This is a genomic window from Chryseobacterium sp. ISL-6 (assembly GCF_018613715.1).
In the GTDB taxonomy this organism is placed as follows: Bacteria; Bacteroidota; Bacteroidia; order Flavobacteriales; family Weeksellaceae; genus Chryseobacterium; species Chryseobacterium paludis.
This window is the reverse complement of the sequence record NZ_JAGGPT010000001.1, coordinates 997,737-1,023,828: the sequence shown is the minus strand read 5'-3', so window position 1 is coordinate 1,023,828 and position 26,092 is coordinate 997,737. Positions and strand designations below refer to the sequence as shown.

Annotated in this window: 16 protein-coding genes; all 16 read left to right on the top strand. The window is 38.0% G+C overall.

Going from position 1 to position 26,092, the window contains the following annotated elements:
* Positions 1–75: 75 nt before the first annotated feature.
* The 16 genes from J7E44_RS04510 (at position 76) to J7E44_RS04435 (ending at position 25,966) form a co-directional block, all read left to right on the top strand.
* The gene (locus J7E44_RS04510; RefSeq protein WP_214826002.1) at positions 76–2,967 is read left to right on the top strand and encodes a SusC/RagA family TonB-linked outer membrane protein; all 2,892 of its coding nucleotides are present in this window, start codon (positions 76–78) and stop codon (positions 2,965–2,967) included.
* 12 nt (positions 2,968–2,979) lie between these two features.
* Positions 2,980–4,938, top strand: coding sequence for a RagB/SusD family nutrient uptake outer membrane protein (locus J7E44_RS04505; protein ID WP_214826000.1), 1,959 nt, complete (start codon positions 2,980–2,982; stop codon positions 4,936–4,938).
* An 86-nt stretch (positions 4,939–5,024) separates the two neighbouring features.
* Entirely contained in the window at positions 5,025–6,200 is a 1,176-nt protein-coding gene (gene uxuA, locus J7E44_RS04500) for a mannonate dehydratase (protein ID WP_214825998.1), read from the top strand.
* 34 nt (positions 6,201–6,234) lie between these two features.
* Positions 6,235–7,050, top strand: coding sequence for an SDR family oxidoreductase (locus J7E44_RS04495; RefSeq protein ID WP_214825996.1), 816 nt, complete (start codon positions 6,235–6,237; stop codon positions 7,048–7,050).
* A gap of 85 nt (positions 7,051–7,135) precedes the next feature.
* The gene (gene uxaC, locus J7E44_RS04490; RefSeq protein WP_214825994.1) at positions 7,136–8,560 is read left to right on the top strand and encodes a glucuronate isomerase; all 1,425 of its coding nucleotides are present in this window, start codon (positions 7,136–7,138) and stop codon (positions 8,558–8,560) included.
* 6 nt (positions 8,561–8,566) lie between these two features.
* Complete coding sequence (locus J7E44_RS04485) at positions 8,567–9,574, top strand: sugar kinase (protein WP_214825993.1); 1,008 nt, start codon at positions 8,567–8,569, stop codon at positions 9,572–9,574.
* Positions 9,571–10,206 (top strand): bifunctional 4-hydroxy-2-oxoglutarate aldolase/2-dehydro-3-deoxy-phosphogluconate aldolase, encoded by a 636-nt coding sequence (locus tag J7E44_RS04480; protein WP_214825991.1) that lies wholly within the window; start codon positions 9,571–9,573, stop codon positions 10,204–10,206. Before J7E44_RS04485 ends, J7E44_RS04480 begins: the two co-directional genes overlap by 4 nt.
* Positions 10,207–11,490 carry an MFS transporter gene (locus J7E44_RS04475; RefSeq protein WP_214825989.1) on the top strand — a complete coding sequence of 428 codons (1,284 nt, stop codon included), beginning with the start codon at positions 10,207–10,209 and terminating at the stop codon, positions 11,488–11,490.
* Between the two features lie 25 nt (positions 11,491–11,515).
* Entirely contained in the window at positions 11,516–13,990 is a 2,475-nt protein-coding gene (locus J7E44_RS04470) for a glycoside hydrolase family 95 protein (RefSeq protein WP_214825987.1), read from the top strand.
* 105 nt (positions 13,991–14,095) lie between these two features.
* Positions 14,096–15,814, top strand: a complete 1,719-nt coding sequence (locus J7E44_RS04465; protein ID WP_214825985.1) for a glycoside hydrolase family 43 protein — start codon at positions 14,096–14,098, stop codon at positions 15,812–15,814.
* Positions 15,815–16,029: 215 nt separating this feature from the next.
* Positions 16,030–17,649: a glycoside hydrolase family 43 protein gene (locus J7E44_RS04460; RefSeq protein ID WP_214825983.1), complete on the top strand. Its 1,620-nt coding sequence runs from the start codon at positions 16,030–16,032 to the stop codon at positions 17,647–17,649.
* Positions 17,650–17,742: 93 nt separating this feature from the next.
* A complete protein-coding gene (locus J7E44_RS04455) occupies positions 17,743–18,615 on the top strand; it encodes an alpha/beta hydrolase (protein ID WP_214825981.1) in 873 nt (290 codons plus the stop codon).
* A 31-nt stretch (positions 18,616–18,646) separates the two neighbouring features.
* Positions 18,647–21,115: a glycoside hydrolase family 31 protein gene (locus J7E44_RS04450; RefSeq protein WP_251040472.1), complete on the top strand. Its 2,469-nt coding sequence runs from the start codon at positions 18,647–18,649 to the stop codon at positions 21,113–21,115.
* 71 nt (positions 21,116–21,186) lie between these two features.
* Positions 21,187–22,578, top strand: a complete 1,392-nt coding sequence (locus J7E44_RS04445; RefSeq protein WP_214825978.1) for a glycoside hydrolase family 43 protein — start codon at positions 21,187–21,189, stop codon at positions 22,576–22,578.
* Positions 22,579–22,651: 73 nt separating this feature from the next.
* A complete protein-coding gene (locus J7E44_RS04440) occupies positions 22,652–24,016 on the top strand; it encodes a glycoside hydrolase family 43 protein (protein ID WP_214825976.1) in 1,365 nt (454 codons plus the stop codon).
* 6 nt (positions 24,017–24,022) lie between these two features.
* Complete coding sequence (locus J7E44_RS04435) at positions 24,023–25,966, top strand: glycoside hydrolase family 97 protein (RefSeq protein ID WP_214825974.1); 1,944 nt, start codon at positions 24,023–24,025, stop codon at positions 25,964–25,966.
* Positions 25,967–26,092 lie beyond the last annotated feature (126 nt).

Sequence of the window (26,092 nt, the reverse complement as noted above, 5' to 3'; positions counted from 1 at the left end):
GCTAAACACTAAGGTTTTTACCACTCTAATTATTAATAGCCTTTTATTAAAACCTAACACACAAAAATAATAATTATGAGCCGATTTTATTTTGGTAGTAATAAAGCTGCACTATTTTTTGCAATGGCTTTACTACCCTCAGGCGTGGTTTATTCCCAGGTTAAAAAAGATACGGTAACAAAAGAGAAAAAGATAGATGAAGTTGTTGTTATTGGATATGGTACACAAAGAAAAGAATCTGTTACAGGATCTGTTGCTTCTGTAAAAGGAGATGTATTACGAGAGGTACCATCTGCAAATATTACCCAGGCATTACAAGGAAGAACAGCAGGTGTTGATATTTCTCAAACCTCTACCAAACCGGGAGCCGCAATGCAGATCCGCATAAGGGGAACCAGATCACTTACAGGAGATAATAACCCATTAATTGTTTTAGACGGAATTCCTTTTGTCGGATCATTAGGAGACATCAGTTCAAGTGATATTAAGAGCATTGATATTTTAAAAGATGCATCGGCAACGGCAATTTACGGATCAAGAGGTGCGAATGGTGTTATCTTAGTAACCACGAATAGGGGATCTAAAGGTCAAAAGCCCAAGTTGACCTACAATACCTTTACAGGAGTACAGACTTTGTTTTCGAAATATCCGATGATGGATGGACCAAAGTTTGCTCAGCTTCGTGCCTATGCTATTCCTGCTGGTAATACGACTCCATTATATACTAATGGTGTCGATGAGAATAACAATACCAATACAGACTGGCAGGATTTATACTATAAGCCGGCAATGATAACCAGCCACGATGTAGGTGTTTCAGGAGGTACTGAAGGGGGAAATTATAATGTGGGCTTGTCATATTTTAAACAAAATGCATTAATTCCTCTCCAAAGTTATGAGAGATTTGCCTTACGTACAGCCATTGACCAACAAGTGGGTAAAGCTTTCCGATTCGGATTTACCACTAATACCAATTATTCTGTATCAGAAGGAAATGGAGTAAATCCTGGAGCAGTTTTGGGATACTCTCCAATTGCTAGTCCTTACAGGGCTGATGGAAGTTTGAAAACTTTAATGAGCACGGCAGGAGGTATTGATCAGAGCTGGATTTATACCCGTAAGAATTTAGAAAATTTAGGTGATAAATATATTGATGAAACGAAATCTTTTGCATCGTATAATAATCTCTATGGCGAATTAAATCTGCCGGTGACTGGATTAAAATACAGATTAAATGTAGGTTTGGATTATCGTACCTCAAACAGTGGAAACTATACGGGAGTTGGAGTGTTTAATACCAATCCAGCAGGACCATCTTCTGCAGGGAGAGGAAATAATCAGACTTATCATTGGGTTTTAGAAAATCTCTTAACATATGACCGTACTTTTGGTAAGCATAAAATAAATGCCGTAGCATTGTATTCCGCTGAAGGAAATAGATATACGAGTTCTTATATGAGCGCGAAAAATGTTCCGGCGGATTTTTTTCAATATTATAATTTAGGGCAATCTCCACAGGCAGATATTACAGTGAGGCCGGAGGATCAAATATATTGGCAGACCGGCCTGCTTTCAGCGATGGGAAGAGTAATGTATACATTTAATAACAAATATATGCTGACTGCAACTCTTCGTGCTGATGGATCTTCAAGACTTGCCCCCGGTAATAAATGGCATACCTATCCTGCACTATCATTGGGATGGAACGTTACTAATGAAGCTTTCATGAAGAATATTAAAATACTTAATCTTCTTAAATTTAGAGCAGGTTGGGGCCAAACATCCAACCAGGCAGTGAATCCATATTCTACGTTGGGGGCACTTACTGTTACTCCTTACAATTTTGGGACTACAAACAGTACGGGAGTTTATGTAAGCCAGGCTCCGAATCCTAATCTTGGATGGGAATATTCAAAAACACAAAACTACGGGGTGGATTTTGGATTATTTAATAATCGCCTTACAGGTAGTGTGGAATATTACAAAACACATACTTTTGATCTTTTAACTCAGAAAAACCTTCCATCATCAACGGCTATAGGATCTATTATATCCAATGTTGCAGAGACGGAAAATAAGGGTTTCGAAATTAGTGTTAATGGCGTTATAATCGACAACCCTGACGGATTTACATGGGAAGCAGGTGCTAATTTTTATACTAACAGAAATAAAATTTTATCTCTTGCCTCCGGAACTACACGTGATGTAAATAACTTATGGTTTGTAGGACATAATATAAATTCATTGTATGATTATCAATATGTAGGTCTTTGGCAGGCAGGTGATCCTTATCAGAGTATTTTGGAGCCGGGAACTTCTGGTGATGTAGTTGGCTCTATTAAGGTACTTTACACAGGAGGTTATAACCCGGATGGTACTCCTATAAGAGCAATTGGACCCGATGACAGGCAGATTTTTGACACAGCTCCGAAGTTTCAGGGAGGATTTAATATGCGCTTTGCGTACAAAAATTTCGAGCTAAGTACCGTGGGTGCTTTTCAACATGGGGGAATTCTGATAAGTTCAATATATGGATCTGCAGGTTATCTTAACAGATTAACAGGTCGTGGCAATAATGTTGATGTTGATTATTGGACAGAAAATAATACAGATGCTTATTTTCCGCGTCCTGGACGTCACTTAAGTGGGGATAATCCAAAATATTCTTCTACACTGGCAATGTTTGACGCATCTTATCTCAAACTCCGAACGATTACTTTAGGGTATAATGTCAATAAGGACTTCCTGAAAGATTTGAAAATTACCAGTTTGAGAATCTACTTTACAGTTACCAATCCGGTTGTCCTATTCTCTCCTTATCATAAATTTTCAGGAATGGATCCGGAACCTAATTCTTTGGGTAATGAAAATCAGGCTGTAAGCGGATATCAAAATCGTCAGCCAATCATAGGAACTAATAATCCTTCTACAAGAAATTACTTAATGGGACTTAACTTAACTTTTTAAAACTGTACAGTCATGATAAATTTTAACAAAAAACTGATATTAGGAGCAATCTTTTTATCATTAACATTTACAGGATGTAATGAAATTCTTGATGAACAGCCAAGATCAACATACACTGTTGACTACTTTAGTACGCCGGATGGAATCAACCAGAGTTTTACTTCCCTGTACAGACAGTTACGATTGCTCTATGGTAACGGATACTTTATGAGCAATTGTCAGAATGGAACCGATGAATCTACCTGGGCACAAAGTGCAGATGGTAACTTCAAAGAACTTGATATGTCAGGAAACGGTAATATTAATTCCAATACTTTCCCGACCAGTATGATCTGGGGATCGGTTTTTCCTTATATTAATACTGCCAATGGGATTATAGAAAAGGGACCAGGATTCGGAATTGCAGAGTCAATGATTTCTGAAGCCAGATTTTTCAGAGGGTTCGATTATTTTATGTTGGTTCAGACATATGGAGGAGTTCCATTGGATCTGGGTGCCGGGGAATTAAAGTTTAATACTTTACCTGCTACAACTTCCGCAAGAAACACTGTTACTGAAGTATATACAAAAGCTATTTTTCCTGATCTTAAAAAAGCAATTGAAACCTTGCCTGTATCACCACGGGTAACGGGAGGAGTGACACAGAACGTAGCGAGATTATTTTTGGCAAAAGCTTATCTTACTTATGGATGGTGGCTGCAGAATCCGAACAATATTCCTACTTATCCTGAAGTTTCAAGGAGTGACCCTGATGGTCATAATGCCCAATGGTATTTCCAGCAAGCATATGATATAGCAATGGCGGGAATTACCAGCCCCGGAAGTTATGGGCTTCAGCCTACTTTTTACGATGTAAATGTGGGTTCTAATGACAGAAACAACGAATGTATGCTGTATGCAGATCACACGCAGTCAAGTACATATTATAACGAAGGAGATCCTGTAGGGTTTGGGTCAGGTTGGGCTCCGGATAATTTTGCAGCGTGGATGCAGACATGGAATTATACTGCCATAAAAAGCAGTAAAACAACAGCCTGGGCAGGGGCAGATGTTGTAAGTCCAGTGCAACGTGAAGCGGCTCAGCCCTTCGGGCGTCCATGGGTTCGTATGTGTCCTACCCTGGGGGTTATTAAAAATACATTTGCCGATAAAACCAATGACTCGCGTTACGATGGTACCTTTGTTACTACATACAGAGGAAACTGGAATAAAAACGGGACCGGTCTTACGGGTGTACCAGTGTTATATAACGCAAACAATTTACCTGTACAACCGGGGGGCGCTATCCTTAGTTTCCTTAATGATGATACGCAGACTCCTGCATATCCTTCTGGAGCGGGACAAAACGGTGTAGGAGCAGGAACTTTAGCCGGAAGAGCAGATTGGGTTATTGCTCCAAATGGGATCAGCAGAATCGTGTATCCTGGTTTATGGAAAATAGGAACTTACCGTACCGATGATCCGAACGGCTTAGGATATCCAAATGCATCTTTAACACGTCCTTTCAGTGTAGCGAAGTTTTCAGAATTCTATTTTATTGCAGCAGAATCGGCTGTGAAAGGAGCTACAGGAGCAATGACAGCCAAAGATCTTATTAATGTAATCCGTGCCCGTGCAGGCAAATGGAAATTTAACAATGCTCAGAATGCTGCTTATACGGCAGATAACAGTGCGGCAATGATTGCGGCAACACCTTCGAATATTACCATTGATTATATCCTTGCAGAAAGATCACGTGAATATTATGGTGAGTTTTACAGATGGTATGATCTTGTACGTACTCAAAAATGGAGTGAATATGCAGCCACCTATCAGATCGGCGGAGCTTCATATGGAAATCACACCCCAGAGACAGTTACCAGAACGATACTACCGTATCATTATCTCAGACCTATTCCTCAGGGACAACTTGATGCAATGGAAGTATCTGCGGATATAAAAGCTAAATATCAAAATCCAGGTTACAATTAATTTAATTTTTCACATTCATATTAAGAAGCAAAGTAGGTGTCCTTAAAAACACCTGCTTTGTTTAATGAAAATAATTTATAGAGAATATGGAAAAAACATGGCGTTGGTTCGGTAAAAAAGACAACATAAAATTAAACATGCTCCGTCAGATAGGCGTCCAGGGTATTGTTTCTGCACTTCATGATATCCCAAACGGGGAAATATGGCCGTTAGAAGCAATTAATGAGTATAAAGAATATATAGAAAGTTTCGGACTCCGTTGGTCTGTAGTTGAAAGCCTTGCTGTGAGCGAATCTATCAAATACGGAGGAGAGGACAGAGACCATTTAATAGCAAATTATATCATTAGCCTCGGAAATTTAGGAAAAGCAGGAGTTAAAACTGTTTGTTACAATTTTATGCCCGTTCTCGATTGGGCCCGTACAGACCTTTACCATAAATGGGAGGATGGTTCATCATCATTGTATTTTGATAAGGCTAAGTTCGCCTACTTTGAAATACATATCCTTGAAAGAGAAGGTGCAGAAAAAGAATATAGCTCAGAAATTCTTGATAAAGTAAGAGAACTCAAAAATACCCTTACTGATAAGGATAACAATGATTTGATTGATTCGGTCATTGTGAAAACTCAAGGCTTTGTAAATGGAAACATTAAGGAAGATGACCAGAATCCTGTAGCTATTTTTAAAAAGCTATTGTTACTATATGACGGAATTGGTAAAGATCAGCTTCGTGAAAATATGAAATACTTCCTTGAGAAAATCATGCCCGTATGTGAAGAGTACAATATTCAGATGTGTGTACATCCCGATGATCCCCCATTTTCATTATTAGGTTTACCAAGAATTATAACATGTGAAGAAGACATTGACTGGTTTTTGAACGCCGTTGACAATCCTCATAACGGGCTTACGTTTTGTACGGGTTCCTTAAGTGCAGGACTTCAGAATGACGTTCCGAAATTAGCTCAGAAATATGCTTCACGCACAAAATTTGTCCACCTGAGGAGTACCAATGTATTTCCGAATGGAGATTTTATAGAAGCAAATCACTTGGAAGGAAGAGGAAAAATCGTTGAGGTTGTTCGAATATTTGAAAAAGAAAATCCGGACCTTCCAATGCGCATTGATCATGGAAGGCTTTTGACAGATGATATTGATAAAGGCTACAATCCAGGATATTCATTTTTGGGAAGAATGCTGGCCCTAGGACAGATCGAAGGGGTAATGGCAAGTGTACAGATGGAATTGGAAAAAAAATAAAGCTACAGTTTGTAATTAATTCTAAAAAGTTAAAATGAACGAAATATTTAGTATAAAAGATAAAGTAGCAGTGATCACCGGTGCCTCAGGGGTTCTGGGAAGTAGCCTTGCTAAAAGCTTTATTGAAGCCGGGGCAAAAGTGGTTGCGTTGGGAAGAAAACAGGCAACTTTAGATGCCTGCGTCAAAGAACTTCAGGAATCAGGTGGTGATGCTTTTGCTGTGGAAGCCAATGTTATGAATATCGAAAACCTGGAAATAGCTTCAAAGAAGATCATTGAAAGATTCGGGAAGATTGACATTCTCCTTAATATAGCTGGTGGAAATATTCCAGCAGCAACTCTTTCTCCAGACCAGTCTTTTTTAGACATGAATATTGAAGGATGGAATGAGGTAACAAACCTTAATATCAACGGAACTGTTTATCCCAGCTATGTTTTCGGAAAAGTAATGGCAGAACGGGGTAGCGGAAGTATTGTCAATATTTCATCAATGGCGGCATATTCTGCAATCACAAGAGTGGCAGGATATTCCGCGGCTAAATCTGCAATTACCAATTTCACACAATGGCTGGCTTCGGATTTAGCTATAAAATATGGTGATAAAATTCGTGTAAATGCTATTGCTCCCGGATTTTTTATAGGAGACCAGAACCGTGCGATTTTATTAAATCCCGATGGATCTTTAACGGACAGGAGTAAAAAGGTTATTGCTAAAACCCCAATGGGACGATTTGGAGAAGCAAAAGAGCTTAATGGTATTGTACAATTTCTCTGTTCAGATGCAGCAAGCTTTATTACAGGCGCTTTAGTTCCTGTTGATGGAGGTTTCAGTGCTTTCAGCGGAGTATAAAATATACAGTTAGTTGGCAGGGTCTTTTTGTCAATAGCTATTGCCTAAGACCCTGTTTTTTTAATAGTAAATGAACTGAATAAACATGACCAATATTAAAACTGTAGATCGCAAAGATGTTTTCAGCGAATCTTTTCTTCTACGTTCTAAAACCGCAGAAAATTTATATTTTGGGTATGCGAAAGATATGCCGGTCATTGATTATCATAATCATCTGGAGCCGGATGTCATCTCAAAAAATCAAAACTTCAGATCTCCCACAGCAATCTGGCTGGATGGGGATCATTACAAATGGAGAGCGATGAGGAATTTCGGAATTGAAGAAAAATTTATTTCCGGGGATGCATCTGATCAAGAAAAATTCAGAAAATGGACAGAAGTTGTCCCTTACACACTCCGCAATCCACTGTTTCATTGGACACATATGGAGCTGAATAATCCATTTGGGATTAAAGAATACTTATCCTTAAAAAATATAGATTCCGTATATCATAAGATGAATGATAATCTCCAAATGCCTGGATTTTTACCACAATCCATCATTACAAATTTTAATGTGGAAACTCTTTGTACAACAGATGATCCTGCTGATAATCTTCAATATCATAAGACAATAAAAAATAGCTCTTTTACCACTCGGGTTCTCCCTACCTTCCGTCCGGACAGTTATATTAATATAATAAACACTGAGAACTACCTCCGTCAGATTAAAAAATTGGAGAAGGTTAGTGAAATTAATATAAAATCGACTTCAGATTTACTGGAAGCCCTTTATTCAAGAATTCAGTACTTTCATGAAAACGGAGCTCGGATTTCCGATCATGGATTGGAATATTTTCCTGATACTAAGAAATGGAGTACTGCCTTAGAAAATGAATTCAAAGAATTTTTAACTGGAAATAAAAAGTCATTTTCAGATCCAGAAGCTTTGTCTGGCCATCTTTTGAAAGAGCTTTGTAAAATGTATGCCGAAAAAAACTGGGTTCAGCAGTTTCATATAGGAGCCACACGGAATAATAACACAATAATGCTGAATACGATAGGAACTAATGCCGGTTATGATGCCATTAGTGAACAGTATTTTGCCCAAAGAATGAGCATGATGTTCGATGAACTGAATACTGCAGGGAAACTTACCCAAACGATAGTTTATAACCTTAATCCGTCTTTCAATGAAGTATTGGCAACGCTCGTTGGGAATTTTAATGAAGCCGGAATTAAATCAAAAATACAGTTAGGTGCAGCATGGTGGTTTCTAGATCAAATGGAGGGAATGAAAAAGCAAATAAACACACTTTCCAATATTGGACTTATCAGCACTTTTATTGGAATGCTCACAGATTCACGAAGTCTTCTGTCTTTTTCAAGACACGATTATTTTAGAAGATTGCTTTGCGATATCTTCGGCAGCGAAATGGAAGCCGGGCTACTTCCGGATGATGAACAATGGGTGGGAAGCATCATTCAGGATATTTGTTTTAATAATACCAAAAACTATTTTAGATTTTAAATGATTATGCAACATTCAAGGTCAGGTAAAATACTTTGTTTCGGAGAATTGCTTTTACATTTTGCTCCGGATTCTAATGGAAACTGGATGAATAACCAGTTAGTGAAAATCTTTGTGGGTGGTGCAGAATATAATGTTGCCACAGCTCTTGCGCACTGGAAAAACCCGGTAAAATTTCTCTCGGCTCTGCCTGAAAATTTCCTGGGAATCCAATTGGAATCTCAGCTGAAAAATAAAGGAATCGAGGTACTTGCCGAGAAAAGTAAAGGCAGAATCGGAACTTTTTACCTCTCTTCGGATGGTGATATGCAAAATACATCGGTAATTTACGACCGTTTTCCATCGGTTTTTACACAGTCGGATTTTGACGCCTTCAATTTAGATGATGTGTTTTCAGAGGTGAAATGGATGCATATCAGTACAATTACACCTGCTTTAAGTGAAAAAGCTTACATCAAATGTCTGGATTTAATGAAGGAAGCAGCTTCAAGAAACATTCAGGTTTCTCTTGATTTAAATTATCGTGCTGCACTTTGGCAAGACAAAAATCCTTCAGATAAAATAAAACATATGATGCCTTTGGTGAATGTTCTGATGGGAAATATCTGGTCTGTTCAGCAATTTCTGCATATTCCTGTTGAATATGAATTGAATGGAAATTCTGATGATGAAAATCTTTTAAAACAAGCAGAAAAATCGGCATCGGAAATTCAGAAAATGTATCCCAATGTTGAAACGATAGCAAATACATTCCGATTCACGAGTGGCGAAGCGGTAAATTATTTTGCGACTTTATATACTGATGAAAAACTTTTGATTTCGCAACAATACCATTCAGATAAAATAGAGGAAAGAGTAGGAAGCGGTGATGCATTTATGGCAGCGTTGATTCACGGAACATTAAAAGGAAATCCTACAGAGCAAATTTTAGAAGATGCCACAAAAGTCGCTTTCAAAAAGCTCTTTATTAAAGGTGATACCATTAATGATACCATTAAAATTGAAAAATTATGAGTGTACTATTACAAAAAATAAAGGACCAGAGAATTGTCCCACTTTTTTACAACGAATCTTTTGAAGTTTCAAAAAGGATCATAAAAGCTTTGTACGAAGGGGGAATCCATGTAATAGAATATACCAATCGCGGAAATCAGGCATTGGAAAATTTTGAAAGACTGAAGGAAATTTCTTCTATAGAGTTTCCGGAACTTTTATTGGGAATAGGTACCGTAAAAAATATAAAAGAGATGGATGATTATGCTCGTGCAAAAGCAGATTTTATCATTACACCTGTCATTAGCGCAGAATTGGTAAAACATTCTGTTGAAAAAAACATCAATTTAATTCCGGGATGTTTTACCCCCTCCGATGTTAATGTAGCATTTCAGAACGGACTTCGGTTAGTGAAGATTTTCCCGGCTGATGCTTTAGGTAAAAAATATATCAAATCTATTGAGCCTGTTTTTCCGGGAATGCATTATATGCCAACCGGAGGAATCAATGCTGACTTTGATGATATTACAGAATGGCTTAAGGGTGGCGCAGTTGCTGTTGGATTGGGCAGTTCGCTTATCAACAAAGATTTTATAGCAGAACAGCTCACGGAAAAAGTTCAGAACTTATTGCAACAACTTAATCGACACTAAATGCAGGCTCCTAAAAATCGTAATATAAGATGGTTTATGCTGTCTTTGGTCTTTCTCGCCACCACGATCAACTATCTTGACCGTCAGGTAATGGGTTTGCTGAAGCCTGTTCTTGAAAAAGAATTCAGTTGGGATGAGAAAGATTACAGCTACATTGTGATGGCATTCACCACGACTTATGCTATTGGATATCTTGCGATGGGAAGGTTGATCGACAGGGTGGGAACCAAAATAGGTTATGCTGTTTCATTGATTGTCTGGAGTCTGGCTTCAATAGGGCATGGTTTTGTAAAAAGTACAATTGGATTTATCATTGCAAGAAGTACCCTCGGTATCAGTGAGGCAGGAAATTTTCCGGCAGCTATAAAATCTGTGGCAGAATGGTTTCCGAAAAAAGAAAGAGCCTTGGCAACAGGGATTTTCAACTCCGGAGCGACGGTTGGAGCCATTTTAGCACCGCTTCTTGTGCCATTCATTCTTGGGCATTACGGATGGCGGGAAACCTTTGTGTGGATTGGTGCTCTCGGATTATTATGGATTGTACTTTGGTGGCGGTTTTATAAAATTCCGGAAAAAACTAAAAAACTGAGTCAGGAAGAATTACAGTATATTAAAAGTGATCAGGATGGAAAAACACAGGAACAATCCAAAGTTCCGTTGTCAGAATTATTAAAATACAAAGTAACATGGTCTTTTGCTGTGGGAAAAATCCTTACAGATCCGATTTGGTATTTCTTTATGTTCTGGTTACCTGCTTATTTTGCAGATGTTTTTAAAATGGATTTAACGAAACCTTCCATTCCGTTGATTATTATCTATAGCGGAACCACGATTGGAAGTATTGGCGGCGGTTATCTTTCTTCATTTTTAATTAAAAAAGGCTGGGCAATCGGAAGAGCCAGAAGCTTCACTATGCTCTTGTTTGCTCTGATGGTCGTTCCGGTAATGTTCTCAAAATATGTAGACAATATGTGGCTCATTACCATGATCATTGCTTTTGCAACAGCAGCACATCAGGGTTGGGGAGCGAACCTAATGACAACGGTGGGTGATAAATTACCCAATAATTATGTAAGTTCTGTGATTGGCTTTGGCGGAATGCTGGGCTCAGCTGCAGGGATTATATTCCCGCTTTTCATCGGAATTGTCTTGGACACATTTAAAAAAGCAGGGAATATCAACGGAGGCTACAATATTATATTTTTCATTGCTGGTGTTTCTTACGTTGCGGCTTGGGGAATTATCTGGTTGATCAACAGGAAAAAAACTGAAATTTCGGTTTGAAATTAATGAAATATAAAAAGTGAAAATGAACGTAAATCATTGCATATTAATAATCTGTCTTTTCATTAGTGGCTTTTCCCCTGCACAGAAAGGTGGGAAATATAAGCTTTGGTATGACAAGCCTGCAAAACAGTGGGTAGAAGCATTACCTGTTGGAAATGGAAGATTGGCGGCAATGGTTTTTGGAGATCCTTCAAAAGAAAAGTTTCAGTTGAACGAAGGCACATTCTGGTCAGGTGGTCCTTCCCGAAACGATAATCCTGATGGTCCCAAAGTGTTGGATTCTATTCGTTACTATCTTTTTAATGGAAATTACAAAAGAGCTGAAACCCTTTCCAATAAAGGTTTAACGGCAAAAACACTTCACGGTTCTGCGTTTCAGAATATCGGAGATTTGAATCTTGATTTTAATAATCTTGGCGATGTTAAGGATTATTATCGTGAGCTTGATATTGAAAAAGCAATAACAACAACTACGTTTTCCTCCAACGGAACTTATTATAAAAGAGAAGTCTTTGCTTCAATTCCGGATCAGGTAATTGTGATAAAACTGAGCTCAGACAAAAAAAATGTACTGAATTTCAGTGCTGGATTCAACAGCGAATTGAAAAAAAATACGAAGGCGATTGATGCCAATACTTTGCAAATGGACGGACTTTCTTCCACATTAGACGGCGTTCAGGGTCAGGTTAAGTTTAATGCGCTGGCAAAATTCATTTCCAAAGGTGGAACCATTTCAGTTTCAGGCAACGGAATTTCTATAACCAATGCAGATGAAGTAATGATTTTGATTTCAATTGCCACCAATTTCACAGACTATAAAACTCTAAATACCGACGAAGTTTCAAAAAGTAAAAAATACATTACTCAAATCAAAAATAAAAGCTTCAATACCTTATTTAAAAATCATATCAACGCTTACCAGAAATATTTCAAAAGAGTGGACTTCAGTATCGGAACTTCTCCTGCGTCACAATTTCCTACCAATATTCGTATTAAAAATTTCGCCACCAGTTATGATCCTGAGCTTGTTTCATTATATTATCAGTTTGGGCGTTATCTCCTGATTTCTTCTTCACAACCGGGTGGTCAGCCAGCCAATCTTCAGGGAATTTGGAACAATTCCAACAAACCGGCGTGGGACAGCAAATATACCATCAACATCAATACGGAAATGAATTACTGGCCTGCGGAAAAAACCAATTTGCCGGAAATGCACGAACCATTAATTCAAATGGTCAAAGATTTGAGTGTAACGGGGGCAGAAACGGCAAAAGTGATGTACAAAAGCCGTGGTTGGGTAGCGCATCACAACACCGACATCTGGAGAATTACTGGTGTGGTGGATTTTGCTAATGCCGGGCAATGGCCATTGGGAAGTGCCTGGCTCTCCCAGCATCTTTGGGAAAAATATTTGTACAGCGGAGACAAAAATTATCTCAAATCCATTTATCCCGTTCTAAAATCTGCCGCCTTATTTTATGAAGATTTTCTGATTGAAGAACCGACGCACAAATGGTTGGTGGTAGGTCCGTCTATATCTCCCGAAAATATTCCGCAAGGACATCAGGGAAGTGCTTTGGCGGCAGGAAATACGATGGATAACCAGTTGATGTTTGACCTGTTCAGCAAAACAAAAAAAGCAGCACAAATTTTAAATCTAGATTCAGATAAAATTCCGGTTTGGAACAATATCATTTCCAAATTACCACCGATGAAAATCGGAAGGTATGGTCAGCTCCAGGAATGGATTGAAGACTGGGACAACCCAAAAGACAATCACAGGCACGTTTCTCATCTGTATGGATTGTTTCCCGGAAATCAAATCAATCCTCTCACAACGCCAGAACTTTTTGATGCTGCGAAAACGGTTTTAATACACCGTGGTGATGTTTCTACAGGCTGGTCGATGGGCTGGAAAATTAATCTTTGGGCTAAATTATTAGAGGGAAATCACGCGAATAAATTAATAAAAGACCAGTTAACTTTAGTGGAAAAAGACGGTTGGAGCGAAAAAGGAGGAACCTATCCGAATTTATTCGATGCACATCCGCCGTTTCAGGTCGACGGAAATTTCGGCTGTACGTCAGGAATTACAGAAATGCTTTTACAGACACAAAACGGAAGCATCGACATTTTACCCGCACTTCCCGACGAATGGAAAAACGGAAATATTTCCGGACTGAAAACGTATGGTGGTTTTGAAGTCAGCATGGTTTGGAAAGACAATCAGGCAACTGAGGTCATCATCAAATCAAATCTTGGAGGAAATTGTAGAATCAGTGCACTTAATGAATTGGATTTAGAAGGAAAAAGCGTATTAAAAGCAGCATCGGAAAAAAATGAAAATCCTTATTTTGAAATTCCAATGATCAAAAAACCTTTGATTTCTCCTGAAGCTCAATTAAATCCAGTGAAAATAAAAGAAAGATTCATCTATGATTTGCGAACAGAAGCAGGAAGAACTTATATTTTAAAAATGAAAAAAGAACATCAATAGAAAGGGGCTTCAGGTTATTTATAAAATAGAATGGTACCAATTGACCTTAATCAAAATTTTAAGAAAGAATTTAAAATCAAATAACAATCACATAAAGAGAAAATAATGAACCAGAAAACAATGAATCCGATATTTTTAAAAAAGAAAACAACGTTGATGGCTGCTGTTGCCTTATTATCTTTTGCCAACGTTTCAGCACAGACTTTCTCAGACTTTTCCTATCATGGAAATGATAAAATATACACAAACAATCCTTTGAGAGAGGACGAATTTTATTCTCCGATTCTTCAGGGATGTTATCCGGATCCAAGTATTACCAGAAAAGGTGACAATTATTACCTGGTAAATTCTTCATTTTCAATGTTTCCGGGTGTTCCGATTTTCACATCCAAAGATCTGGTTAATTGGAAACAGCTAGGACACGTTCTGGACAGACCTTCACAGCTGAAAGTAGAAAAATCAGGCGTATCACAAGGAATTTATGCACCTGATATTAAATATAATAAGCATAATGATACTTTCTATATGATCACCACGCAGATTGCCGGCGGAATTGGAAATATGGTTGTGAAAACCAAAGATCCTGCAAAAGGATGGAGCGAAGTTCAAAAGCTGAATTTTGATGGCATCGATCCTTCGATTTTCTTTGATGATGATGGTAAAGCTTATATCGTTCACAATGATGCCCCACCAAAAGGAACTGAGCAGTATAACGGTCACCGTGTCATCAAGATGTGGGATTATGATCTGGAAAAAGATCAGGTAGTTGCAGGTTCAGACAAAATTATTGTAAACGGAGGTGTTGATCTTTCCCAAAAACCAATCTGGATAGAAGGTCCGCATTTATATAAAAAGAACGGAAAATATTATCTGATGTGTGCCGAAGGCGGAACAGGAGGTAATCACAGCGAAGTTATTTTTATGTCGGATTCTCCGAAAGGTCCGTTTGTTCCTGCGATGAATAATCCTATTTTGACACAGCGGTATTTTCCGAAAGACAGAAAAGATAAAGTAGATTGGGCGGGTCACGCCGATTTGGTTGAGAGCCCGGATGGTACATATTATGGTGTCTTTTTAGCGATTCGCCCCAATGTAAAGAACAGAGTAAACAGTGGTCGTGAAACTTTTATTCTTCCTGTTGACTGGAGCGGAACGTATCCTGTTTTTCAAAACGGACTGGTTCCGATGAAACCAAAATTAAAATTACCGGAAGGCGTAAAAGATCAGGCCGGACAAAACGGATTTTTCCCGAACGGAAACTTTACATATTCTGATAAACTGACTGATAAAAGTCTGGACTACCGATGGATCGCAATGCGCGGGCCACGTGAGAATTTCATTAGTATTTCCAAAAATGGAGTGAAAATAAATCCTTTTGAAACGAATATTAAAGCTCTTGCTCCAATTTCGGCATTATTTCACAGGTTGCAGCATGAAGACTTTGAAGCTTCTGTAATGCTGGATTTTAAGCCGAAATCAGAAAAAGAACTGGCAGGAATTACTTGCTATCAAAGTGAACGATTCAACTATGTATTCGGAATTACAAAAAAAGATAAAGATTATTATATCGTTTTGGAAAGAACTGAAAAAGGAGAATCAAAATTAATTGCCAGTGAAAAAATTTCACTTTCAAAAAGTGCCACATTACAGGTGATAGGTGAAAAAGACGAACATTATTTTAATTATTCCTTAGATGGCAAAAACTTTAAAAACCTTGGAGGTCCGGTTTCAGGAGATATTCTTTCTACTGATGTTGCAGGTGGATTTACAGGAAGCTTGATTGGTTTGTATAGCACTTCATCTAACGATATTAAACCTAACTAGATTTTAAATGAGATGATGACATTTATGGCAGCTTAATCCGCCTTCCGCTCTCAATCTTTTGTCATTGCGAACAACGTGAAGCAATCTGTTGAACTTTCCATCAATCGCAATTATAAAAAGGATTTCCGCTCAAGTCGGGCTGCTTCAGGTCAACGTTCCAAACCTGTCATCCAGTGATTATTAAAAAAGTAACGCAGACATTAAATACTAAAGTTTTGAAAATTAACAAATCACTTCATATAGTTTCTTTTTATGGATTTATTGGGCTGAATCTCTTTTCGGCCCAGGTAAATCCTGCTCAAAAAGAGCAGACGACCGCCTTTACCAATCCTATTATTTGGGCTGATGCTCCGGACTTATCGGTGACCAGAAATGGTGACGATTTTTATCTCATCAGTACCACCATGCACTTAATGCCAGGAGCTCCAATAATGCATTCTAAGGATTTAGTGCATTGGGAAATGGCAAGCTATGTTTTCGATACACTGAATGATAATTCTAAGTATGATCTGCTTAACGGAACAGTGTACGGCAGGGGACAATGGGCGTCCTCTATCCGCTATCATAAAGGAAAATATTACGTTTTGTTTTCTCCGAATGATGAGCCTTTCAGATCCTATTTTTATGTAACGGACAATCCCGAAAAAGGTAACTGGAAGCTCATTAGCAGAACCAGACATTTTCACGATGCTTCTTTGCTTTTTGATGATGACAACAAAGTTTATGTTTTCACTTCCAATAAAGTTTTTGAATTAAGTGCTGATTTTAAAGAGATTATCGGAAATCCAGACGGAACTGTTGTTTTTCAGAGAGATTCATCAGAAACTGGACTTCTGGAAGGTAACCAGATCATTAAAAGGAAGGGAAAATATTATATGATGATGATTTCCTGGCCTAAAGGTGAAAAACGCCGTCAGGAAGTTTACAGAGCAGATAAAGTAACCGGTCCTTATGAGAAAAAAGTGATTCTGGAAGATAATTTTCTCGGATTCTCTTACGCTGGTCAAGGCGCTTTGATTGATGATAAAAATGGCAACTGGTATTCGCTTATTTTTCAGGACAGAGGTGGAGTAGGACGTGTCCCTATTTTGATTCCTGTCCAGTGGGAAAATGACTGGCCGGTTTTGGGGTATAACGGAAAAATCCCTTTGAACGGTGAAATTCCGCTTTCGCCTTTTAAACCTAAAAATAGCATCGTAGAAAGTGACGAGTTTTCAGATAAAAAATTGAAAATCCAATGGCAATGGAATCACAATCCTATGAATGAAGCCTGGTCTTTATCTGAAAGAAAAGGATTTATAAGACTGAAAACAAGTCGTGTGGTAGATAATCTTTATGCTGCTCCAAATACTTTAACGCAAAGAATGACCGGTCCAAAATCAAGTGCTATTGTTGCGTTAGATTTAAAAGGAATGAAGGACGGTGATATTACAGGTTTCAGTGCATTTAACGGAGATTCAGGGTTGTTATCAATTGTAAAAGAAGGCAATCAGAAATTTCTGACTTTTTCTACTAATGAAGTTAGTTTAGATAATAAAACGAAAGCGATTATAGGAGTGAAAAAGGAAGAAAAAAAGCGAATTCCTTTAGCTGCGGGTATAATTTATCTTCGTATTGAAGCAGATTTTAACCTTGGAAAAGACTTGGCAGATTTCTCTTATAGCACCGACCAGAAAAACTGGACGGTTATGGAAAAAGACTATAAAATGATTTTTGATTACAGAAGGTTATTCATGGGATCTAAATTCGCGATTTTTAATTATGCCACAAAAAGTACAGGAGGTTTTGTTGATGTTGATTTTTTCAGAATTACGGATTCTTCGCTCATACAATAAGTAGTTAGATTAAGGTTGCATAGATGATGAAATATTATTTGTATAATATTTTTTTATCTAAATTAATAAGTGTAAAAAATACAAATAAAAATTATGAATAAATCAATTGCATTAGCGTTAGGTCTTATCTTATCAGTAGTGTTTATTCCCGCACAGACTTTTGATAAAATGGCCCCTCAGGGTTTTGATGTTGAAAGGAAAGAAAGTCCTCATGGGAAAATTGATACTATAACCTATGAATCAAAAACGGTGGGAACGCAGAGAAGAGCTTTGGTATATACACCTCCAGGCTTCAAAAAAAAGATTCAATATCCTGTTTTGTATCTGCTTCACGGCATTGGTGGAGACGAAAAAGAATGGTTCAGAAACGGAACACCTCAGATTATTCTTGACAATCTTTATGCTCAGGGAAAACTAACTCCCATGATTGTCGTATTACCCAATGGAAGAGCGATGAAAGACGACAGAGCGATAGGTGATATTATGTCAAAAGACAAGGTGGAAGCTTTCGCAACATTTGAAAAAGATTTACTGAATGATCTTATACCTTTCATTGAAAAAAAATATCCTGTAAAAAAAGAGAGGGAAAACCGGGCGATAGCAGGATTGTCAATGGGTGGTGGACAAACCTTGAATTTTGGTTTAGAAAATATCGACAAATTTGCCTGGGTTGGCGGCTTTTCTTCCGCCCCCAATACCAAAGAACCTCAGGAACTGCTTCCAGAGCCCACCAAAGCTAACGAACTAAAATTGCTATGGATTTCCTGCGGAGATCAGGATAGACTGATGCCTTTCAGTAGAAGGACAAGCGATTATCTGGCTCAGAATAATATTCCTCACATTTTTTATGTAGAACCGGGCGGTCACGATTTCAAAGTCTGGAAGAATGATCTGTATCTGTTTTCTCAATTGCTTTTTAAGAATATTGATCAGCAGGCAATTTCAGCTCAGTTAAGATCTGAATAAACAAAATCAGTCTGAAAAATTAATTCAAACCATGATAACAAGAATAAATTTTAAGAAAATAAAAGCATATATCATCATGGCCCCATTAGTCTTCATAACCGGGCAATATGCGAACGCGCAGTCATACAAAAAAACAGACACGGGATTAATTTTTTCTGCGGCTGATCTAAATATGGAAGTGAGATTTTACGGATCTCACACAGTACGGATCATTAAATATCCTGCAGGAAAATCATTTGTGAAAAAAAGTTGGTCAGTAACCAAGCAGGAACAAAGAATAAAATTTACTGTTGCAGAAAAGAAAGATATTTTATTAGTAAAAACGGATGCTTTAAAAATATCCATTAATACAAAAAACGGAGAGATAGATTATACCACATTATCGGGAAAACAGCTTCTGAAAGAAAAAGGGTGTGATTTTAAATCTTTTAATGATGCCGGGCAACAAACTTATTCAGTAACCCAGTCTTTTCAGTTGGAAAAAGATGAGCCTATTTATGGCTTGGGTATCCTTCAAAACGGAAAATTATCCCAACGGAATCAGGACATCAGAATGGTGCAGAACAATACCTGGGATTTTGTGCCTTTCTTCCAGTCTTTAAAAGGTTACGGCATTTTTTGGGATAATGAGTCTCCGACTCAGTTTACCGATAATATTCTGAAAACATCATTTTCTTCTGAAGTAGGAGAAGGGGTGGATTACTATTTTATGTATGGAGGAAATGCTGATGGAGTAGTTGCTTCAATGCGTGAGCTTACCGGAAATGTCTCCATGTCCCCATTATGGACATACGGTTTTTGGCAAAGTAAAGAACGCTATAAAAGTCAGAGTGAGATTGTTGATGTCGTAAAAAAATATCGTGATTTGAAAGTTCCTTTAGATGGAATTATTCAGGATTGGCAATATTGGGGAAACAATTACCAGTGGAATGCGATGGATTTTATTAGCCCGGATTTTCCTGATGCTAAAAAAATGATTACTGACATCCACGGAATGAATGCGCATTTGTCTGTTTCCATCTGGTCATCATTCGGTCCGATGACCAATCCTTACCGTGAAATGGATAAAAAAGGAATGCTTTTTAATTTCAAAACCTGGCCGGAATCTGGCAGAGAAGTCTGGCCTCCTGATATGAATTATCCTTCCGGAGTGCGTGTTTACGATGCTTATAATCCGGAAGCCAGAGATATTTATTGGAAATATCTGAACAAAGGTGTTTTCAGCCTTGGCGTAGACAGCTGGTGGATGGATTCTACTGAACCGGATCATCTCAGCCAGAAGCCGGAAGATTTAGACACACAAACATATTTAGGCTCTTTCAGAAAGGTAAGAAATGCTTATCCATTAATAGCTGTTGGTGGTGTTTATGACCATCAGCGTGCTACAACAAGTGACAAAAGAGTATTCATTCTTACAAGGTCAGCATATGCAGGCCAGCAAAGATACGGAGCCAATACCTGGTCTGGGGATGTTAATTCTTCGTGGGAATCTTTACGAAATCAGGTTCCTGCGGGTCTGAATTTTACCCTCACCGGAAACCCTAATTTCAATTCGGACATCGGTGGTTTTTTTGCAGGAACATATAAAAAAGGCTGGAATGAAAGTTCAGGATCAAAAAATCCTATGTTTCAGGAATTGTATGTACGCTGGCTACAATACGGAACATTTACCCCAATGATGCGTTCACATGGAACAGATGTTCCGAGAGAAATCTATCAGTTCGGAAAAAGAGGAGAGCCTGTATATGATGCCATTGAAAAATTTATTAGATTAAGATACAGTTTACTGCCTTATATCTATTCCGTTTCGTGGGATGTTTCTAAAAATCAGTCAAGTTTTATGAGAATGCTTGCAATGGATTTTTCAACAGATAAAAAGACTTGGAACATGAATAGTGAATATATGTTCGGGAAATCCTTCTTGGTTATTCCTATACTGAATGCACAATATACTCCCGAGAAAATTTTGAAAACCAACGAACAGAACGGCTGGGATAAAAAAGAGGAAACTAAAAAAGGACCTTCTGCTACTGATGTAGATTTCACCCAGAATAAAACTGTGAAAGTCTATCTTCCATCCGGTTCTATATGGTACGACTACTGGACCAATACAAAATACAAGGGCGGACAAGAAATCGAAAAAACAGTCAATATCCATAGCATCCCATTGTATATAAAAGATGGAAGCATTATTCCATTTGGCCCCGATGTCCAGTATGCTACAGAAAAGAAATGGGATAATTTAACCTTGAAAGTTTATCCAGGTTCAGATGCAGATTTTATCTTATATGAAGACGAATTTGACAATTATAATTACGAAAAAGGAGATTACACGGAAATACCAATGCATTGGAATAACAAATCCCATACACTTACCATAGATAGCCGCAAAGGAAAATATAAAGGAATGATTGAAAAAAGAAACTTCAATATTATTCTTCCGGATGGCCGGCAGAAAACGGTGGCTTATTCGGGTAGAAATATTAAAGTGGAGTTCTAAAATAAAATAATTAAACTCTTAAAATACCAAAATGAGGTAGATTATTAACGATTAATGAAAGATACTCAATTATGATAAAGAAAATACTTTTAAAATATACTTTAAATATCGGATTACTATTTGCCGGTTCGTGGCTTTCTGCACAAAATCCCATTATTCAGACCAAATTCACAGCTGATCCGGCCCCAATGGTTTATAAGGATACTGTTTTTCTGTACACCAGTCACGATGAAGATGATGCATTCGGATTTAAAATGAAAGACTGGCTGCTATATACTTCAACCGATATGGTCAACTGGACCGATCACGGTATTGTAGCTTCTCTAAAAGATTTTAAATGGGCTGATCCCGAAAACGGAGCGTGGGCACCTCAGGTTATAGAAAGAAATGGTAAATTTTATATGTATTGCCCGATGCCGGGACAAAGAGGAATCGGAGTTTTGGTGGCAAACAGTCCGTATGGTCCTTTTAAAGATCCTATAGGCAAACCGCTTGTAAAAAATTCAAGTGACGATATCGATCCGACCGTCCTCATTGATGAGGATGGACAGGCCTATTTGTACTGGGGAAATCCAAATTTATGGTATGTAAAACTGAATAATGACATGATTTCTATTGACGGACCAATGGTAAAGGACCCATCGATTGCTAAAGTGAAGGGTACTCCCGATCCTTTTCATTATCAGGAAGGTCCCTGGGCTTGGAAACGCAACGGAAATTATTATATGGCATATGCATCAACCTGCTGTCCTGAAGGAATCGGTTATGCAATGGGAAAGTCATCAACCGGGCCATGGGAATTCAAGGGAATGATTATGGACAGCGATAAACGATCCAACGGAAATCACCCAGGAATTATTGATTACAAAGGAAAATCTTATGTTTTCGGTTTCAATTACAATCTAGGGAAACAGACAATAAGCAAACACTATGAGCGCCGTTCCATCTGTATAAGCGAACTGATTTACAATGCTGATGGTACCATTCAAAAGTTACCGTTTTGGAATTCGGAAGGTGTACAAAGAATGGCAGTTTTAAATCCATACAATAGAGTTGAAGCGGAAACCATTGCTTACAGTGAAGGTTTAAAAACCGAAAAAATGACCGAATGGGAAAGGAACAATCCCTATGATACCGGTAAAAAAATAACTGATCGTCTTGTTGTTTCATGGATCAACAATGGAGATTATATCAAAGTTCAAGGGGTTGATTTTTCGAAAGGAACAAAATTCCTGGAAGTATCGGTTGCCTCAATAAGTGGCGGAAGTATAGAAATACACACTGATACTCTTGATGGACCTCTATTAGGGACTGTTGAGGTAACGGGAAAAGCCGAAGGCGATCTCTTCAAAACGATTAAATCCCCAGTAAAAAACATAAAAGGCGTTCATGATATGTACTTTATATTTAAAGGAAACAAAGAACTTTTCTACTTCGATTGGTGGAAGTTTAGTTCAAATTAAAGTGTTCATCGTTTAGCTTAAACTAAAGTGATCTGATATTAGAAAAAATAATGGTTAAATAGAAATGTTTAAAATGAAAAATAATACCATAAAACTTATAATAAGTAGTTTGTTGACGGGTTATACAGGACTTGTAACTGCTCAAAACCCTATCGCTCAGACTGCCTATACCGCAGACCCTGCTCCGATGGTTTACAATGATCGTTTATATGTTTATACAACACATGATGAAGACGATTCTACATGGTTTACCATGAACAACTGGAAAGTGTTTTCTACCAATGATATGGTTAACTGGACAGACCACGGCGTTATCCTTTCCTACAATGATTTCGATTGGGCAAAACGTGATGCGTGGGCAGCGCAGTGCATCGAAAGAAACGGGAAATTTTTCATGTATGTGCCGATGATCAGCAAGACAAATAATAAGGGAGCAATTGGTGTTGCTGTTGCCGATAATCCATTTGGACCATTTCATGATCCTTTGGGAAAACCGCTTGTTCAGAGTGAATGGGGTGATATAGATCCTACCGTTTTTCTTGATGATGGTCAGGCGCATATGTATTGGGGAAATCCGAAGCTTAAATATGTAAAGTTGAATGAAAATATGATTTCCTATTCCGGTGATATTGTTGAGGTTCCGATGACAGAAGAATCTTTTGGTAAAAGAGAAGGAAATCCCGAAAGACCAACAAAATATGAGGAAGGTCCGTGGCTGTACAAACGTAAAAACTTGTACTATCTTTTCTGGCCTGGAGGCCCGCTTCCAGAATTTATCGGCTATTCCACAAGCAAAAGTGCGCAGGGTCCTTGGAAATATGGCGGAACCATAATGCCTGCGGAAGGAAAATCTTTTACCAATCATCCCGGAGTTATTGATTTCAGAGGAAAAACATATTTTTTCTACCACAATGGTGCGTTGCCAGGTGGAAGTGGATTTACAAGATCGGTAAGTGTTCAGGAGCTTAATTTTAATACAGACGGTTCTATTTCACCTTTTAAAATGACCAACGGTATTACAGAAGCCATTGCAACCATTAATCCTTATTCATTTAATCAGGCGGAAATGATAGCCTGGTCAGAGAATGTAAAATCTTATCAAAACAAAACAGTGGGAGTTTTCATCAAAGCAAAGAAAAATGGTGCTTATACAAGCGTAAAAAATGTTGATTTTGGAAAAGAAGGTGCACAATCATTTTCTGCAAGAGTAGGGACTACGCATAACAGCGGTGTTACGATGGAGGTTCGTTTAGATAGTGTAAGTGGACCAATAGCCGCAACCGTAAAAGTTCCGCTAACAGGTGGTGACGACCGCTTTGAAACGGTCACTATTAATATATCCAGCAAAATTACAGGCATTCATAATCTTTATTTTGTGTGTAATGGCAAAGCGGAAAAAGATATAATGTTTTTCGATTATTGGATGTTTTCAAAATAAATTAAAATGAAAAAAGCAACACTCCTATTTCTGTCATTAATAATTTTCTGTCTTTTATCACAAGTTAAAGCACAGATTGCCGAGATTTCAAGTCCGGACGGCCAGCTGAAGCTGAATGTATTTTTGGAAGAGGGAAAAGCATTATACTCTGTGACTTTTCAGGAAAAAACAGGGATAGATAAATCTCCGTTGGGTTTAATTACCAACGAATCGGATTTTTCTAAAAATTTAAAATTCATCAACTATAAAATGAATTTAATTTCCAAAAAATATAACAATGAAAAAATCAAAAAATCAGAGATTCAGTATAAAGCGAATGCGTTGACTGTTAATTTTATGAATAAAGATCAGTTCGACATTTCAATTGAGTTTCAGGTCAGCGATAATAATGTTGCATTCCGTTATGAAATTCCTCCAATGAAAGACCGTTTCAGCGCTGTTGTACAATCAGAAATTACGGGATATAGATTTCCAGATCAAACGACGACCTTTCTCTCACCGATGATGAAGCCGATGACCGGATTTGCCCGAACAGCACCGAGCTATGAAAGCGGATATAAGGCGGATGCGGAATTAGGGGTTAAAGCCGATTACGGTTATGTTTTCCCTGGGCTCTTTCATGTCGGAAACGATGGCTGGGTCTTACTTTCGGAGACAGGAGTAAATAGTTTATACTGCGCTTCACACCTCAATACCACCTCAGAAAAAAATCTTTATCAGGTTGCGTATCCGCATATGGCAGAAAATAACGGTTTCGGAAGTTCGGGAGCTGCGATTTCTCTTCCTGGAAAAACATCATGGAGAACGATTACGATTGGAGATTCGTTGAAACCAATTGTGGAAACTACTGTTCCTTTTGATTTGATAGAACCGCTTTACGAGCCTTCACAAAAATATCAGTTCGGACGTTCTACCTGGAGCTGGATTCTATGGCAGGACAACAGTATGAATTACGATGATCAGACAAAATTTATTGATTTAGCGTCAACTCTTAATTATGAGTTTATTCTGATTGATGCGCTATGGGATAAAAATATAGGGAAAGACAGAATGAAAGAACTTATTCAGTATGCAAAGTCTAAAAATGTGAGTGTCATGCTTTGGTACAATTCCAATGGAGCTGCCAATGATGCACCAATGGGACCGAGAAATAAGATGAGCAGCTCTGTCGAACGCAAAAAAGAAATGAAGTGGCTGCAGGAATCTGGTATAAAAGGCTTGAAGGTCGATTTCTTTGGAGGAGATAAACAGGAAACAATACGTCTGTACGAAGATATTTTATCTGATGCCAACGATTTTGGATTAACAATTATTTTCCATGGTGCCACTTTACCGAGAGGATGGGAAGTAATGTACCCGAATTATGCCGGAAGTGAAGCCGTTCTAGCTTCGGAAATGCTTTATTTTTCGGAAGAGGTACGTAAGCAGGAAGCTTTTTTTGCCACATTACATCCCTTTATCCGAAATACGGTCGGAAGTATGGAATTTGGAGGGACATTTCTCAATAAATTTTTAACCAAATCCAACAAAGAAAAAAACAGAAGGTTGACTACGGATGGATTTCAGTTAGCCACTGCTGTCCTTTTTCAGAATCCCATTCAGATGTTTGCCATAATGCCAAATAACCTAACTGATACGCCGAAATTCCAGCTTGATTTTATCAAAGATGTTCCGACACTTTGGGATGAGACGGTTTTTATCGATGGCTATCCTGGAAAATATTCGGTGATCGCAAGAAGACATCAGAATAAATGGTATGTCGCAGGAGTGAATGCAGAAAAAAAACCTAAAAAACTTAAACTGAACCTTCCGATGTTGGCAGACAAAAAGGTTGAACTTATGAATGACAATCATTCTGAAACGACTTTTATAAAACAGATTTCCATCAATAAAAAAGGAGTATACGAAATTAAAATTCAGCCGAATGGTGGATTTGTATTGAAGAATTAATGCGGGAATAATTGGGGCAGCTTTATCTTCCTGAGTTTATCCTGAGCTTGTGGAAGGCCCCAGTCTTTTTGTTTAATCAAAACAAAAAGGATTTCCGCTCAAATCGAGGAATGAGATTCGCCGATT